At 44.9% G+C, this 16,084-nt stretch carries 14 protein-coding genes; 4 read left to right on the top strand and 10 right to left on the bottom strand.

Annotated features, from left to right (window positions below; genetic code table 11):
• Positions 1 to 37: 37 nt before the first annotated feature.
• The 8 genes from hisC to AC5JP1_RS11725 all read right to left on the bottom strand — a co-directional run bounded on the left by hisC (position 38) and on the right by AC5JP1_RS11725 (position 8,278).
• Positions 38 to 1,162, bottom strand: coding sequence for a histidinol-phosphate transaminase (gene hisC / locus AC5JP1_RS11760; RefSeq protein WP_493844243.1), 1,125 nt, complete (start codon positions 1,160 to 1,162; stop codon positions 38 to 40).
• A gap of 75 nt (positions 1,163 to 1,237) precedes the next feature.
• Positions 1,238 to 2,533, bottom strand: a complete 1,296-nt coding sequence (gene hisD, locus AC5JP1_RS11755) for a histidinol dehydrogenase (RefSeq protein WP_493844242.1) — start codon at positions 2,531 to 2,533, stop codon at positions 1,238 to 1,240.
• Positions 2,534 to 2,783: 250 nt separating this feature from the next.
• Positions 2,784 to 3,476 (bottom strand): ATP phosphoribosyltransferase, encoded by a 693-nt coding sequence (gene hisG, locus AC5JP1_RS11750; RefSeq protein WP_319051004.1) that lies wholly within the window; start codon positions 3,474 to 3,476, stop codon positions 2,784 to 2,786.
• 116 nt (positions 3,477 to 3,592) lie between these two features.
• On the bottom strand, positions 3,593 to 4,861 hold the full coding sequence (murA, locus tag AC5JP1_RS11745; RefSeq protein WP_443526988.1) for a UDP-N-acetylglucosamine 1-carboxyvinyltransferase: 1,269 nt from the start codon (positions 4,859 to 4,861) through the stop codon (positions 3,593 to 3,595).
• Positions 4,862 to 4,972: 111 nt separating this feature from the next.
• Entirely contained in the window at positions 4,973 to 5,224 is a 252-nt protein-coding gene (locus AC5JP1_RS11740; RefSeq protein WP_058025509.1) for a BolA family protein, read from the bottom strand.
• Positions 5,225 to 5,394: 170 nt separating this feature from the next.
• Positions 5,395 to 6,396, bottom strand: a complete 1,002-nt coding sequence (locus AC5JP1_RS11735) for an alpha/beta hydrolase (RefSeq protein ID WP_493844241.1) — start codon at positions 6,394 to 6,396, stop codon at positions 5,395 to 5,397.
• A 365-nt stretch (positions 6,397 to 6,761) separates the two neighbouring features.
• Positions 6,762 to 7,562, bottom strand: a complete 801-nt coding sequence (locus tag AC5JP1_RS11730) for a BON domain-containing protein (RefSeq protein WP_493844240.1) — start codon at positions 7,560 to 7,562, stop codon at positions 6,762 to 6,764.
• Between the two features lie 245 nt (positions 7,563 to 7,807).
• A complete protein-coding gene (locus AC5JP1_RS11725; RefSeq protein ID WP_493844239.1) occupies positions 7,808 to 8,278 on the bottom strand; it encodes a YraN family protein in 471 nt (156 codons plus the stop codon).
• A 134-nt stretch (positions 8,279 to 8,412) separates the two neighbouring features.
• Here AC5JP1_RS11725 and rsmI point away from each other — a divergent pair, with 134 nt between their 5' ends.
• Both rsmI and AC5JP1_RS11715 read left to right on the top strand, forming a co-directional pair.
• Positions 8,413 to 9,369 carry a 16S rRNA (cytidine(1402)-2'-O)-methyltransferase gene (rsmI, locus tag AC5JP1_RS11720; RefSeq protein WP_493844238.1) on the top strand — a complete coding sequence of 319 codons (957 nt, stop codon included), beginning with the start codon at positions 8,413 to 8,415 and terminating at the stop codon, positions 9,367 to 9,369.
• A gap of 69 nt (positions 9,370 to 9,438) precedes the next feature.
• Positions 9,439 to 10,452: an adenosine kinase gene (locus tag AC5JP1_RS11715; RefSeq protein WP_493844237.1), complete on the top strand. Its 1,014-nt coding sequence runs from the start codon at positions 9,439 to 9,441 to the stop codon at positions 10,450 to 10,452.
• Positions 10,453 to 10,667: 215 nt separating this feature from the next.
• On the opposite strand, the gene AC5JP1_RS11710 is transcribed toward AC5JP1_RS11715, so the two are convergent.
• Both AC5JP1_RS11710 and nfuA read right to left on the bottom strand, forming a co-directional pair.
• Positions 10,668 to 11,984, bottom strand: a complete 1,317-nt coding sequence (locus AC5JP1_RS11710) for an O-acetylhomoserine aminocarboxypropyltransferase/cysteine synthase family protein (RefSeq protein ID WP_493844236.1) — start codon at positions 11,982 to 11,984, stop codon at positions 10,668 to 10,670.
• A gap of 226 nt (positions 11,985 to 12,210) precedes the next feature.
• Entirely contained in the window at positions 12,211 to 12,882 is a 672-nt protein-coding gene (nfuA, locus tag AC5JP1_RS11705) for a Fe-S biogenesis protein NfuA (RefSeq protein WP_443526995.1), read from the bottom strand.
• Between the two features lie 637 nt (positions 12,883 to 13,519).
• On the opposite strand from nfuA, the gene AC5JP1_RS11700 reads away from it, so the two are divergent.
• On the top strand, positions 13,520 to 14,524 hold the full coding sequence (locus tag AC5JP1_RS11700) for an alpha/beta fold hydrolase (RefSeq protein WP_493844235.1): 1,005 nt from the start codon (positions 13,520 to 13,522) through the stop codon (positions 14,522 to 14,524).
• Positions 14,525 to 14,931: 407 nt separating this feature from the next.
• Positions 14,932 to 15,999, top strand: coding sequence for a bifunctional nicotinamide-nucleotide adenylyltransferase/Nudix hydroxylase (locus AC5JP1_RS11695; RefSeq protein ID WP_493844234.1), 1,068 nt, complete (start codon positions 14,932 to 14,934; stop codon positions 15,997 to 15,999).
• The last annotated feature ends 85 nt before the right edge of the window (positions 16,000 to 16,084 follow it).

Here is a 16,084-nt window from a genome sequence, read left to right as displayed (position 1 = left end):
CGCTGTGCTCGTTGATATAAATATTGAAAGCGTTGTGTTAATCACTAGTAACGCTGTTATCGGCATACAACACTGTCAAAGCCTCAATCAAACGGCTGTTCTGCTCTGCTGTACCAACCGTAATACGCAAGTACTCATTGATACGCGGTTTGTCAAAATGACGAACGATAATGCCTTGCTCACGTAACGCACTTGCCACTCCACTAGCATCACCGTCTTTTGGGCGGACAAAGACAAAGTTGGCATGTGACGGCAATACGTCATAGCCCAACGTTATCAGCGCTTCTGTTAATGACGTACGTAGGTCGATGACTTGCTGACGAGTCTGTTCGAAGTAATCCACGTCTAGCACACTCGCCGTCGCTCCAGCTTGTGCCAGCTTATCTAATGGGTAGCTATTAAAACTGTTCTTCATACGCGTCAATGCTTCAATCAATGACGCATTGGCAAAGGCCATACCGACACGTAGACCAGCTAATGAGCGTGACTTTGAGAAGGTTTGTGTCACAATAATATTGTCACACTCATTGATCAGACTTACTGCTGATACTTGAGTCTCTGACTCTCTCTGAGAAAAATCAATATAAGCCTCATCGATGACAATGACGGCATTGGAGTGTTCGCTGGCAAGCTTACGAATATCAGCAAGCGATAATAGCAAACCAGTTGGTGCATTTGGGTTGGCGATGATGATACCGCTACAAGGCTGACGGTACGCATCAGGGTCGATACTAAAATCTTCTTCTAGAGGTATCTTGACAAGATGTACACCAAAGGTCTGTGCATAGACGGGATAAAAGCTATAGCTGATATCAGGTGACAACAGTGGACGCTCTTTTAGGAAGAAGCTGGCAAATATAAGTGCCAACACCTCATCTGAACCATTACCAACAAACACTTGGTTGATATCTAACTCATATGACTGTGCCAATGCCGCACGCAAATCATTAGACTCGGGCGCTGGATACAAGCGCAGCTCTTCTGCTTGCTGCGTCAATACCTTGGCAATTGCCTCCCCTACCTTTGGCGACGGTGGAAACGGGTTTTCATTGGTGTTCAGTTTGCACAAATTGTCATGCTGTGGCTGCTCGCCCGGTACGTAAGGTGACAAATTGCGTGCTTTAGATGACCAAAGTCTGGTATCTATCTTTGACTCACTCATAAATTATCCTGCTAATTAGTCAGACAGACTATTAAATACATATTAAAAGTAAATAAGAAAACGCTCAAATATATTTTACTGGTAACGATAACGTGCTGAGCGTGCATGGGCTTCTAAGTCCTCACGCTGCGCTAAAATATCAGCCGTCTCAGCCAATGGCTTGCTGCCAGCTTGGGTACAATAAATAATAGATGATTTCTTTTGAAAGTCATAGACACCTAACGGCGAAGAAAAACGCGCTGTACCAGACGTCGGTAACACATGGTTCGGACCTGCACAATAATCTCCGATAGCCTCAGGCGTGTGACGTCCCATAAAGATAGCACCGGCATGAAGAATATCATCTAATAGCGCATCAGGGTTATCAACAGAGAGCTCCAAATGCTCAGGAGCAATACGATTGATCAGTGCCATGCCTTCACTACGGTCTTTTACTAAAATAAGCGCACCGCGGTTCTGTAACGAATCGCGTGCGATATCTGCTTTTGGCAGCTCAGCCAGTGCTTTTTCGATCTCCATTGCCACTTCTTTAAGCTGATCTTCGCTAGTGGTCACAAAGATAGCTTGAGCAATGCGATCATGCTCTGCTTGTGACAATAAATCCATCGCAAGCCAATCAGCACGATCTTGTGCTTCACCCTCTGCGTATACCAGCACCTCTGAGGGCCCAGCAATCATATCAATACCCACCTGACCAAATACCGCGCGTTTGGCTGCTGCGACATACTTGTTACCTGGGCCTGTGATTTTGTCCACGGCTGGAATGGTTTGGGTACCATAAGCCAACGCTGCGACTGCTTGTGCGCCACCAATAGTAAAAACACGGTCAACTTGTGACAAATGTGCCGCCGCCAACACTAGAGGATTAAGCACGCCCTTGGGTGCTGGTACGACCATGATAACTTCGTTGACGCCAGCGACCTTGGCAGGGATAGCATTCATCAATACCGACGAAGGATAGGATGCCAAGCCACCTGGGACATAAATACCGACACGATCAAGTGGCGTAACCTTTTGACCCAAACGGTTACCCAGCTCATCCTCATACTGCCACGTTTCTTGTACTTGGCGCTCATGGAATGTCTGCACTCGAGTCGCAGCTGTAGTCAGTGCTGCCTTTACTTTATCATCGAGAGTGGCAAATGCATCAGCAAGTGATTCTTTAGAAAGCTCTAGCTCGTGCATCGCTGTTGCTGGGTGCTGATCAAATTTCTGGGTTAGCGCCAATACGACGTTATCGCCATCAGCACGTACTTGAGCGATGATATCATCAACGGTATGTAGTAATTCAGAGTCGTTAACCGTTTCAAAAGCAAGCAATTGTGTCAACTGACTGTCAAAATCGGCATCTTGGGTACTTAACTGGCGCATGACCTAATCCTATATCTGAGCATAAAATACTGCTAAAAATAAATGAGGTAAACATAACTAATGTATGCTTGATCTTTATAAAATTATGGCTTATTCGCTGTCTTCTAATGTAGAGTTTACTTATATTTTATTTTTTGGCAAGCCAAGACAACAAAACCAGTTTAGCACGCTATATCTATCATAGAGCGCCAAACTGGTTTAAAAATTCGTATAACCGTGCTTTATATTACCAATGATCAACACCGGTCTATTAGGCATTTGCAATACTGTCTTTAAAGCTATCTAAAATTGGTTCTAGCAGGGCAAATTTGCGCTTGTAGCTGACCTGATTAACAATAAGACGTGATGAGACATCACAGATATGGTCGCGGGCTTCGAGCCCATTCGCACGCAAAGTATTACCAGTATCTACCACATCAACAATCAAATCACCCAGACCCACCAACGGTGCAAGCTCCATCGAGCCATACAGCTTGATAACATCGACTTGCTGACCTTGGCTTGCAAAATAAGCGCGTGCCACATTCACATATTTGGTCGCGATGCGTAGGCGACGATTGGGTAGTGGCGCATCTTTCACACCAGCAGTCATCAGCTTGCACTGAGCAATTTTTAGATCAAGTAGCTCATAAACATGATTGGCACCATGCTCAAGCAACACGTCTTTACCCGCCACACCAAAATCAGCTGCCCCGTGCTCGACATAGGTCGGCACGTCACTGGCACGCAAGATTAATACACGCACATTTGGGTTTGATGTCGGAAAAATAAGTTTGCGAGAGGCTTCAGGGTCTTCTAGTAAGTCAACGCCAGCTGCACGTAACAGTGGCATAGTTTCTTCTAGAATACGGCCTTTTGACAACGCTAAGGTTAGACCTGAAAACTCATCGTTTACTTCGTTTAATAAACCACTGGCTGGTAAAGGTTTGCTTGTCTCAGTCATAATGACATCATGTCCATGTACGGTTGATACCTCCCCCCAATTAAAAGTAGTAAGAAGGTAAGGAGGTTTTGATTTATAGCGTAATGTGCCCAAAAGTTAGCATCAATCTAGTGATACTAATCGTTGGTATTCACACGCTGAATATTGACACCCAGGCTGCGTAGCTTTTCTTCGACATGCTCATAACCGCGATCAATATGATAAATACGGTCGATTAAGCTCTCGCCTTCTGCAGTTGCAGCCGCCATCACAAGTGACATAGAAGCACGTAAATCTGTTGCCATAACAGGCGCCGCAGTGAAGTTCTCGACGCCTCTGATCACTGCAGTATGACCATCAACTTGGATAGATGCACCTAAGCGGTTAAGCTCAGGTACATGCATGTAGCGGTTCTCAAAGATGTTTTCGATAATGGTGCTGGTACCATCAGCCAGACAGCAAATCGCCATCAACTGGGCTTGCATATCTGTTGGAAAACCTGGATGTGGCTGAGTGCGAATATCGACCGGCTTTGGACGGCCTTTCATCTGCGCGCGAATCCAGTCATCACCTGTCGTAATCACTGCGCCCATCGCTTCAAACTTCTCAAGTACAGGATGTAATAACGACGCTGTAGTATTTTTAGTCAATACATCACCACGCGTCATTAACGCACCAGCAAGGTATGAACCGGTCTCAATGCGATCAGGTACGACTGAATACTCACAACCGTGCAAGCGCTCAACGCCTTCGATGGTCATGGTTGAGGTACCGATACCGCTAATCTTAGCACCCATAGCGACCAGCATATTGGCCAAATCAACCACTTCTGGCTCTAATGCACAGTTGCCTAGCACTGTTGTGCCGTTGGCCAGTGCCGCTGCCATGATGACGTTCTCAGTACCGCCAACGGTAACCATGTCAAATGAGAAGTTACAGCCCAAAAGCTTACCGCCTTTAGGTGCTTGTGCCTTTACATAACCATTTTCTACGCTAATGACTGCACCCATCGCTTCAAATGCTTTTAGATGTTGATCAACAGGACGTGAGCCAATCGCGCAGCCACCTGGCAATGATACTTCGGCTTCACCAAAACGTGCCAGCAATGGACCTAACACCAATATCGAAGCACGCATGGTTTTTACTAAGTCATACGGCGCATAAAAATTATCAATGCTTTTTGTATCGCAAGTGACGGTATCATCTTGCTTTTGGATATCGATACCCATACCACCGATCAATTCAATCAATGTTCGCACGTCTTTTAGTGACGGTACATTATGCAATGTCGTTGGCGTCTCAGCCAGTATCATAGCGGCAAGTAACGGCAAAGCGGCATTTTTGGCGCCTGAGATAGTGACTTCCCCTGCGATACGACTACTACCAGTGATTAAAAATTGATCCATAAAGGTGACAACCTAGCAATGAGTATAAGAAATTATGAAAACCAAATTTATGAAAAGCGTCTATTAAAAAGAGGCATTCTATAATACTTGGTCATGTATACAGCTATTTAATTAGCCTTTTGACTGAGCGTCCCACTCAGCAGGCGTTAGCGCTTGGATATTGAGGGCATGAATATCGCCACTCGCAATCTTATCATTGACTAGCGCATAGATAGCTTGCTGGCGTTGAACTGCGCGTTTGCCTTCAAAGCTGGCATCAACCACGCGTACATCAAACTTATTACCTTGGTTGGCAGCTTGAATAAAAGCGTCTGGGAAGTGAGTCTGTAAAAATGCGATCAAATCGTCAGCGTTCATGCTCATAAATATTCTGCCTTAAAATTTAGAATAGGGTGTAGATTTAAAGTGGTGACATTATAACAAGAGTTTGCATGTCTTACAGCACTGTCTTGCTCAAGTACATTGCAGTGCTCGAGCAAGACAATAGAGATGAGGTTGCACGTAACTATTGACACCGACTGCGTCTATATAGACTATTTGAGCGTTTTGTCTAAATACGCTAACACTTGCGCACGCACATCATTGACCCAGCGCAGCGGCGGCGCCATTGCGCCAATACTGGTTGCATGACTTGCGCCTTCGATTTCACCAGTCTCGACCGTGACACCTGCTTCTTTGAGTGCTGCTGTCATCTTGGTCGTATTGCTTTCATAGACTATTTTGTCTTTTTCTGCTGTCAATAACAGATATGGCGGCTGAGCACCTTTAATCTGACGATCCGGCATCACTTGATCTGGTGTGGCATCTGGAGCAAAGGCTGTCGCACTATCGAACTTACGAAAGTCATAGCTATAAGGACCTGCAATACCAACCACCGCTGCTATGTCTGTGGGCTTCATACCGTAAGGTGCCAAGAAGTCTTCATTGGCAATGGCGACAACCGCATTGAACGCGCCAGCAGAGTGACCCATGACAGCGACACGTGATGGATCAGCATGTAAGCTTTCGGCGTTTTTTACACTCCAAGCAATTGCTTGGGCTGCATCTTTGACATAATCAGGATAAACATGCTCAGGGGCTTTGCGGTAATTGATTACTGCGGTGACATAGCCTGCTTGCGCCAAGCTTTGACCGACAAAGGCATATTGCTCTTTGTTGCCACTCTCCCATGAACCACCATGCACAAACACCACCATAGGGTAGTTATTGCTAATAGTGCTTTGTTCTTTCATGGCTTTTGCCAGAGGCTTAGGATAGTAAATATCCAAGTCTTGTAATGGCTGATCACCATATAAGATGTCTTTGCTAACACTGACACCGCCACTAGAGGTAATGCCGTTGACGATAGCCAGCGGTGAAAATGCCTGTGCATTTTGTGTGGCTAGCGCAATGCTACCGAACGCTACTATCATCGCCCCGCCAAATTTTAGTGTGCGACCTTTATTGCTAGCGACATGACCATACGTATCTGTATCACTAAACGTATCTCTACTGGTGCTATCACTCTGTCGTGTGTGGTTTTTTGAATCCTTCATTGCCAGTATCCTATTATATTTATTAATAATGCGTAACGTCATCGCAGCTATTGTTTTATCCATTGTCTAAGAATGGGTTGCTACTCAAATATATCAGCAACCAATATGCTGCCTATGCTACTTTTTACTATGAATATAGTACCTACTGACCCAATATTTCTCGTGCTCTTACTGTTATCTCTATTTAGGCTTATTGTGATTAAATTAAAAAATCTATTAGCAATACGAAGTTATCAGCAATACATAGAGCTATTGACAACAGATACAGACAACCTGTTTTTATATGTTCGTTTTTAGCCACTCATCGCTATGACTGAGCAGCATGCGGTAAAATATTGCTCGGTAGCTTTGTAGCTTTAGCGTTTTTACTGATTCTTGTAGAGCTCAATATAAGGACTCGATGAGGGTTGAGTAACAGTATTCCCATCTTCTGTGACGACTATAGGCGTTGCCGTGCTGACCGCCGTATCTACAATCACTGGTGTGGTAGTAGGATTGGCTAGATTGTTTTCATACATAATATCGTCGTTATTTATTTTTACACCTGTATTGTCGACCACCGTCGTTAGCAATACCAGTTCGGTGACACCAACCGTACTGTTGGCAACATCAATTAGATTACTCTGCTGAGTGGGTGTCATCCGCCCCATGATATAAACCACACCATTATTGGTAACGGCTTTGATCTGCGATGCTTTCACGCCATCACTAGCAGCTACCTTTGCCAGTAGCTTTGAGGTGATGTAACCATCATGCACAGTTGAGCTGTAGCCCTTTGACGCACTTACTTCCATCTCGTTGTAGACACGGCGCACATCTGGCATAGAGCTGATGACTTTTTCTACTTCTACTTTGAGCGCTTCAGTAGGTACTTCACCTGTGAGGAGCACTTCACTGTTAAAGCTATCAATACCCATGCGACTGGTCTGCTGCAAGTCTTCTTTTAGACCATAGACATTGATCTTGGCGGTGTGTTCGATACTACGATCGAGTAGCCGCTGCGGAATCGTGCGCTCAGTCATTGGTACACCATAGGTACCCTCTGTACTGTTGGTCAGATAGTTTGTGGCACAGCCCGTACTAGCAACACAGGCAGCAACCATAATACCTGTCATGATACGACGTGAGGAACCAAAAATAGCCGTGCGCAAATGCATCCGTGTCATTACTTACCTCTTAGAACCTGATGGTATAAATTCAATAAATTTATATTTAGTGGTGATGTGCTAAATTTTTTCGGTAGGCACCCTACTTAAGCTACCCTACTTAAATAGCTACTTTACTTAATTTTAATGATGAGCGGTTAGGTTTTTAGTAACGAGTATTGCTCGTAAAATACGGCCCAAGCTCAGTAAATTCTGGGCTTATGATTCTCTAGCCTTACATCTAACGCTTGTATGCTTATGCTTAACTACCATGCAGTAGCCGCAAAAGCGCCTTTTAACCACTCAGGTTGGCTGTTTGTACGACCTTCTTTTACTGTATTATAAGCAATAACATCAAATCGGCAATCATAATGGCTATACTCAGGGTGCTGCTGCAAAAAACATTGCGCTGTTTTGATCACTTTGCGTTGTTTACTGGGCGTCACACTGAGTACTGCATCGCCATAAACCGAGCGCCGTCTTTGACGAACTTCCACAAATACCAGCGTCGACCATGCAGGTCCTGCCTCTATCATAACCAGATCCAACTCACCTACCGCTGGCTGTTGCCAGTTCTGTGCAAGTAAGTCCATCCCCTGCTCTTGCAAAAACTCACGGGCACGCTGCTCAAACCAACTTCCTTGGCGTTGTCTTGGCGAGGTGAGCATTAACGGTTTATGATTGGTCATAAGAGTAATGTGTCTAATCAACATTTGAGAATTATCATAGCACAACATGCTAAACTAGCCACTTCTGCGCCGCCCACTCTCGATATCTATACGTTTATTCATTCATTATTTGATTGAAGCGCGCCATAAATAGCGACTGTGCATAGTGGCGCACTATTACTTTTTAACGACCCGAGGTTTTCATGTCTACTCTCACTACGATGCCGGCTTGTCTCTATATCGTTGCCACGCCGATTGGTAACTTGACTGACATGACCCCACACGCCATTGATGTGTTAAAACAAGTCGCCATTATTGCCTGTGAAGACACCCGTACCTCAGGTAAGCTGTTATCGCATTTTGGCATTGATACCAAAGGCAGTAAAGCTGACGAGGCAAAAGACACTGAGACTCATACTGCTAAAAGTAACGCTGACAGTGATGACACGACCACCAAGCAAAAAGGTCACAATAAGCTATGGGCCTATCATGAGCATAATAGCGCGATTCAAACGCCTAAGATTATTGAGATGATCGAACAAGGTCACTCGGTTGCCTTGATTAGTGACGCGGGTACGCCACTGGTTAGTGATCCAGGCTATCAGCTGGTGCAGGCTGCGCATGATGCGGGCGTGACGGTATCACCTATCGTTGGTGCGTCTGCTGCCATTGGTGCCTTGTCAGTGGCAGGTCTGCCATCGGATCGATTTAGCTTTATTGGGTTTTTGCCAGCCAAGACCCACGGTCGTCAAAAACAGCTGAGTACACTGGTATCATGTACCGAAACCTTGATATTTTATGAAGCACCGCATCGCATCGTATCTAGCCTAGAAGATATGGCAACAATATTTGGAGCAGATCGCGCAGTGACGTTTTGTCGTGAACTGACCAAAACTTTTGAAACGGTACATAAGAGCACCCTTGGCGAGTTGGTCGAGTTTGTCAAAGCGGATGACAATCAACAACGCGGTGAGATCGTCGTGGTCGTTGCGGGTGTCAATGTAGCAAAAGATAGCGACGATATCAGTACTCATGATAAGTTACTGCAGCGGTTGTTGGAGGATCTGTCAGTCAAAAAAGCGGCGACGTTAGCGGCTGACATCACTGGGGTAAAAAAGAATGCGCTCTATCAGCGTTTGCTAGAATTACAAGCTGAATAAGTCATAGGCTGAATAATTTCAACGATATAAATCGATCATAGTTATAAACATATCAAAGAGAGGTAAGCAATGTACGACGTAATGGCAATAGGTAATGCGTTGGTTGATCACGAGTATGTGTTATCAGATGCCGCACTAGAAGAAACCGAGCTGACTAAAGGCAATATGACCCTAGCAGAATTTGAAGAGCAACAGCAGCTCCTAGCATACTTCCAGCTTGCCAACATTGCACCGTCAAAGCAGGCGGGCGGCGGTTCAGCAGCCAATACGATGTATGCCTTTGCAAGCCTAGGCGGCAAACCGTTCTATGCCTGCCGCGTGGGTGATGACGATCAAGGGGCATTTTACCTCAGAGATCTGCACAAAGCAGGCGTCGCCACTTCAGAAAAATCCATCCATGCAGGCGGTGTGACTGGCTCATGTGTGGTCGCTGTCACAGAAGACGGTGAGCGTACTATGCAAACCTATCTTGGCACCTCAAGCGAGATCGCTGCGGACAACGTCGACTTCGATGCCTTGACGCAAGCGGACTGGCTATACCTCGAAGGATATCTAGCGATGTCTGAGAGCATTCAGCCAGCGATGACGCAGCTGCGTCAGCAAGCAGGTATTCATAATGCAAAAATCGCGGTGAGTTTTGCTGATCCTGCCGTGGTGAAGTTCGCCAAAGATGGCCTACTTAATATGCTGGGTAATAAAGTCGCGGTGATATTCTGCAACAGCGAAGAAGCCAAGCTATTTACAGATAAAAAACAGGTGAAAGCAGCAGCGCGTGCCCTACTTGAGTACTGTCAGACAGCGGTCGTGACTGATGGTGCTAATGGCGCCATTATCGTATACAAACCAAATGACGAGGCAGAGATTGAGGTTTATGACGTTGCAACGCCAGTAGTGGCTAATGTTATCGATACCAATGGCGCAGGTGATAACTATGCTGGTGCCTTCTTATATGCCTTGTCGCAACAATTTAGCTTACCAGAATGCGGACGTCTTGCCAGCGAGATATCAGCGCAAGTGATTCAACAGTTTGGACCACGCCTGACCTCGCAAGATTATAGAGACATCGCGCAGCGCATACTGTAGTTCAGTACATTTGATAGCTAGCCTTATACTGATAAAATACAGTTTCAGACGCGCCTTTATATATCTAAGCTGATCATCTCTACTTTATCACTGAACATATTTAGATAAAAAAGCCCATATCAGACAGATATGGGCTTTTTTGTATTTGAATGAGCACCATTCAATTACGTTGCTTTTGCTTCTATGTTGCTTAAAAAAGCAAGCAGTTGCTGATGTTATGCAGCAGCCAGTGCCTGTGCAAGATCCGCTTTGATGTCTTCAATATGCTCAATACCAATCGACAATCGCACCATATCTTCACTCACGCCAGCTTGCTCAAGCTCTTGTCCATTCAACTGACGATGAGTCGTCGTTGCTGGATGACAGGCCAGTGATTTGGCGTCGCCAATATTGACTAATCGAGTAATCAGCTGTAACGCATCGATAAAACGCGCGCCTGCTTCAAGACCGCCTTTTACCCCAAAGGTCAAAATAGCAGAAGGTGTGCCATTCATATATTTTTTAGCAAGCTCATGTTCAGGATGATCAGACAGACCTGCGTACTTCACCCAAGCGACTTTGTCATGATCATGCAAATATTCTGCGGCAGCTTGTGCATTCTGTACATGACGCTCCATGCGCAGACTCAACGTCTGCATTCCTTGTAAGATACTAAATGCGTTCAGTGGGCTAAGCGCGGCGCCCGTATTGCGTAATGGTGCGACACGTGCGCGAGCGATAAAAGCAGGCGCGCCCACGTCTTTTACAAAATTCACGCCATGATAGCTATGGTCTGGGGTGTTCAATAGCGGAAAGCGCTCTGGATAGTCGCCCCAAGCAAACGTACCGCTATCGACAATTGCACCACCAATTGATGTTCCTGTACCACTCATATATTTGGTCAATGAATGAATCACGATATCTGCCCCAAACTCAAACGGGCGACATAGCGCAGGCGTTGCCACTGTATTATCAATCACCACTGGCACACCATATTCATGAGCGATATCACTGAGCGCCTGAATATCCACGATATTACCTAGCGGGTTACCGATACTCTCTGCAAACACCATCTTGGTCTTATCATCGATCAAACCCCGAATCGCTTCTGGGTCTTTGTGATCAAAAAACCGCACTTCGATACCCTGACGCGGTAGTGCGTGCGCAAACAGATTATAAGTACCGCCATATAGCGTCGATACAGCGACGATGTTATCACCTGCTTCACAGATAGTCTGAATGGCATAAGTGATGGCTGCCATACCAGAAGCGACTGCAAGCGCACCGATACCACCTTCAAGCGCTGCAACACGCTCTTCTAGTACCGCGTTGGTCGGATTCATGATACGCGTATAAATATTTCCAGCGACTTTGAGATCAAAAAGATCAGCACCATGCTGCGTATTATCAAACGCGTATGAGCTGGTGTGATAGATAGGTACGGCTACGGCCTTGGTTGTTTGTTCAACACTATAGCCAGCATGAATGGCTAGTGTCTCCAGACGCTGGTTGCTCTCTAGGTCTTGCTGCTGGGCTGCTTGTTCGTCACTCATAGTACATTCCCTTGTGTGCATAAAATGTATAGATCAAAAGTTAATGTTTAACAATTACTGATTGAAAACTACTGCTCGAAAGTCAGCGTTTCAATACGGTCTTAAAAAGCTATCTACCAAATCATAGCAATAAAAAAAGCCAAGTTCATTAGAACTCGACTTTTTTATTAAATATAATACCAAAGCTATTGTTTAACCATTCAGATTTTATATGGCTAACAAGCTTTTATTTATAATAAGCATTCTCTGTGCGCGTATGGTCAGTATCATCAACCACTTGCGTCAGCTCTGGTATTTGCTGCTTAAGCTGTACTTCAACGCCTTGACGCAGCGTCATATCAACAGCTGAGCACCCTTGACAACCACCGCCGAATTTTAAGACCGCCGTCAGACCAATGCCTTCTTCGTCAATCAATTCAAGCAATTGTACGTCACCACCATGCGCCGCCAAGCCTGGGTTAATCTCAGACTGCAATACATAGTTGATGCGCTCTTCGACGCTAGCATCAGCGCCCACTTTAGGCACCTTAGAATTCGGCGCGCGGAAGGTCAGCTGACCACCAAAACGGTCTTTATTATAATCAATGACCGCGTCTTCTAGATAAGGTACTGACGCCGCTTCAATAAAGGCAGAAAAGTCATCGTAAGTAAAACGCAAATCGGCGCTGTCTTCTTCGCCCGGCTGGTTATAAGCCATGCAGCACTCTGCACGCGGCGTACCAGGATGCTCAACAAAGATGCGTACACCAATACCATCGGTGTCTTGCTTAGACAACAAATCTGCCAAGTATCCTTGAGCAGATTCAGTGATCGTGATATTACTTTTTGCTTCAGCTTGCTCGGTATCTAATGCTGATTCGTAATCGGTAGACTGATCTGGTTGGTTTAGCTCACTCATAATATTTCCTATGCGTTATGACACAAATGCGATATCTATTATGGCTACTGTGTCGTGAATTTGGATCTTTAATTTCTAGCGTTTATATTGGTTGGCAAGTCATCAGTGACTGAAGTTTATTATTGTATGACACTGATTACTATATTTATGAAAGGACCACAATGTTTGTGAAATTTAATCCGTTTATGGTGGTCATTATACCTGAATCAAGCCGCAATTCCGACTGCGCTACTGTGAATTGCACAGTAACCACGACAAATGGTTGCCATTGGTTTTTTTAATGGTGATAACAATCCATTTAGGTCATGTTGGTACGATGATTTATACGCTACCCTCTATATAAAGACAGACTAGTCACTTATCAAGCATTCATTGCTTTTCTAGCAGGTCACAGGTTTTATTCTTGTCACTCTACATTGCTACATAATCATCAGTATGGTTTTCATCGCTACCCTATAAATAAATTAAACTACCCTGCAAATAAATTAATGCATACGCCGCAATGATTGAGCCTATACCGAGCAAACGATTTAGTTTTGACGTACTATTAACGATTTGGACAATTTGATGTGCTGTTTTTATGAACCATGGATGGCGGTATATCAGTCGTGCGTATGCTTAAGATAGGATCACTTTTATGATGACACGGACGTTGCACTTAGTAACTACCAAAGATGATGAAGAAATTGCCGTTTGGAAGGTGGTCGATACGGCAGCAAGCGCTACTACGACAGAGGGTTTAGCCAATACTGGTTCTGACGTTACCGCACAAAATGTGTTTTTGACACATGGTACGTTTTCAGACAAACAAACCTGTCTAAAAATCGCTGAGTATTTTGCGGGTTTGGGACATCATTGCTATATCATGGAATGGCGTGGTCATGGTGACAGCTCACAGCCAAAAGAGTCGTTTAACTTTGAAACTGTTGCCACTTACGACTACGAAGCGACTTTTCGTTATTTCTTTGAAGAATTAAAACTCAATAACCTGCACTGCGTTACTCATAGCGGTGGCGGTGTTGGTTTGACCATGTTTCTTGTCCAAAACCCCAGCTATATCGATAAGGTCAACAGCATCAGTATGTTTGCCTGCCAAGCTTTTGGAGCGACGCTAAATTCAACAAGCTACGCGAAAATCCTCGCCGCCAAACTCGTCACAAGGCTAATTGGTTTTATTCCTGCCAAATCACTCAACATGGGGCCTTTTAATGAAAGCTATCATACGATGACCCAGTGGTATGATTGGAATTTGCGCAAAAACTTCAAGAGCAGCTTTTTGAATGCGGCAAGTTTTAGCCAAGGCGCTGCGCATGCAGACAGTATGAACGAGCCTATGCACCACTCAAAAAACGCTAGTAACGACTTTATCGACTATCGACAGTATATGCCACAAATCACGACCCCTATTTATTCTATCAGTGCTAAAGGAGATAATTTTATCTCCCCTACTCGCGGTTGCCAGTTGTTTTTTGATGGTTTTAAAAACTCGCAGAATGTCTTTCGAGAATACTCGCTCAGTAATGGCAATTTAGATGACTACACACACAGTCGCATTATGATCAGTCGCAACGCAGCCACAGAGATTTGGCCAACCGTAACAGCATGGATAGAGAAGCATGCGGGAACTCAGGATAAATCATGACCTCTTTAATACTGATTATCTTTGTTGTTTTCACTATCGCTATGGCAATTGTCTATCATTACTACTTTACTGTGACCAAGCAGATAATGAATCGTTACAACAAGGCGCCCTATGTGCTCATCTCGTTTTATAATCCCTCATATCATGTAATCTTTTATGCGGATCATAAAAGCGACCTAACGCCCAAAGAAGCAAATGCCTTTAAATGCTACTTCTCAATATATACTGTCATAATTATTTTGTTTATCACTCTATTCCTTATAGGAAATACACTCATCTATCTAAATACAACCTAGCTAATAGATCTAACAAAACATCTTTGTACTTGTCAGAAAGTCACAGGCTGTGTCAGTATTAGCGTCATCAATTTTTAATCAATAAAAATAAGTCGTAGGAAGTTGGCGTCTATGAGTGAATTATCAGAGCAACAGTCAGATAAGCAAAACCTGGATCAGAAAGGCAATAAACACTATCGTTATTTGGTTTTTATCGGACGTTTCCAGCCGTTTCATGCTGGACACAAGGCCGTTATTGATGAGGCATTAAAACGCTCAGACGATGTGATTATGCTGATTGGCTCTGCTAATCTACCACGCAGCTTACGTAATCCGTTTAGCGTCGCTGAGCGTGCTGCAATGATCAAAGGCGCTTACTCAGCAGAGGATGCTGCACGTATCCACTGTGTTGGTCTAGACGATGCACTATATAACGACACACGCTGGCTCCAGTATGTCCAAGCAGGCGTGAAATCTGTCACTGGTGACTTGCAGACAGATATTGGCTTGATTGGTCATTCAAAAGACAGCTCATCGTATTACCTATCGCTATTCCCTAACTGGGACTCTGTGTCAGTGCCCAATTATCAGAACCTATCTGCCACGCCGATTCGCGACAGCTACCTAATGGGTGCTACGCCGACGCCCGAGCGTACGCCTGAGTCGACACGTAACGTCCTCGACGAGTTCAAGCAAACCGAAGACTATCAGCAGCTGCACGAAGAAGCGGACTTCATCGATAAATACAAAAGACAATGGGAGTCAGCACCCTACCCGCCGACCTTTATGACGGCTGACGCGCTGATTGTACAGTCGGGACATATTCTATTGGTTGAGCGACGCAGTATGCCAGGGCGTGGGCTTTGGGCACTGCCGGGCGGGTTTTTGGACCCAAAAGAGACGCTATTCGATGCGTGTATCCGCGAGCTGCGTGAAGAGACACGCCTCAAGGTCCCTGAGCCTGTACTGCGCGGCTCTTGCCACAGTCAGCATACCTTTGACGACCCGTATCGTTCAGCGCGTGGTCGCACCATTACCCAAGCCTTTTATTTTCAACTCAAAAACGATCCAAAAGGATTGCCAAAAGTAAAAGGCGGCGATGATGCAACCAAAGCATTTTGGTTGCCACTCGCTGAGCTTGATGCCAAGATGATGTTTGAAGACCACTATGCGATTATTACCAAGATGGTTGGGTTGTAGCCTGTTTTTAGACATAGCTTGTCTTAGTGACTGGTTGAGAGAATAACTGCTAATTCAACCATCATTAGCGAGCGCACCATTCGTC

This window comes from Psychrobacter sp. H29 (genome assembly GCF_059073055.1).
The sequence above is the reverse complement of the archived record's forward strand: the minus strand, read 5'-3'. Positions and strand labels throughout refer to the sequence as shown.

Excerpts from the sequence above, each read along its gene's own strand:
- hisC (WP_493844243.1), bottom strand. The coding sequence starts at position 1,162 with ATGAGTGAGTCAAAGATAGATACCAGACTTTGGTCATCTAAAGCACGC.
- hisD (WP_493844242.1), bottom strand. The coding sequence starts at position 2,533 with ATGCGCCAGTTAAGTACCCAAGATGCCGATTTTGACAGTCAGTTGACA.
- hisG (WP_319051004.1), bottom strand. The coding sequence starts at position 3,476 with ATGACTGAGACAAGCAAACCTTTACCAGCCAGTGGTTTATTAAACGAA.
- murA (WP_443526988.1), bottom strand. The coding sequence starts at position 4,861 with ATGGATCAATTTTTAATCACTGGTAGTAGTCGTATCGCAGGGGAAGTC.
- AC5JP1_RS11740 (WP_058025509.1), bottom strand. The coding sequence starts at position 5,224 with ATGAGCATGAACGCTGACGATTTGATCGCATTTTTACAGACTCACTTC.
- AC5JP1_RS11735 (WP_493844241.1), bottom strand. The coding sequence starts at position 6,396 with ATGAAGGATTCAAAAAACCACACACGACAGAGTGATAGCACCAGTAGA.
- AC5JP1_RS11730 (WP_493844240.1), bottom strand. The coding sequence starts at position 7,562 with ATGACACGGATGCATTTGCGCACGGCTATTTTTGGTTCCTCACGTCGT.
- AC5JP1_RS11725 (WP_493844239.1), bottom strand. The coding sequence starts at position 8,278 with ATGTTGTGCTATGATAATTCTCAAATGTTGATTAGACACATTACTCTT.
- rsmI (WP_493844238.1), top strand. The coding sequence starts at position 8,413 with ATGTCTACTCTCACTACGATGCCGGCTTGTCTCTATATCGTTGCCACG.
- AC5JP1_RS11715 (WP_493844237.1), top strand. The coding sequence starts at position 9,439 with ATGTACGACGTAATGGCAATAGGTAATGCGTTGGTTGATCACGAGTAT.
- AC5JP1_RS11710 (WP_493844236.1), bottom strand. The coding sequence starts at position 11,984 with ATGAGTGACGAACAAGCAGCCCAGCAGCAAGACCTAGAGAGCAACCAG.
- nfuA (WP_443526995.1), bottom strand. The coding sequence starts at position 12,882 with ATGAGTGAGCTAAACCAACCAGATCAGTCTACCGATTACGAATCAGCA.
- AC5JP1_RS11700 (WP_493844235.1), top strand. The coding sequence starts at position 13,520 with ATGATGACACGGACGTTGCACTTAGTAACTACCAAAGATGATGAAGAA.
- AC5JP1_RS11695 (WP_493844234.1), top strand. The coding sequence starts at position 14,932 with ATGAGTGAATTATCAGAGCAACAGTCAGATAAGCAAAACCTGGATCAG.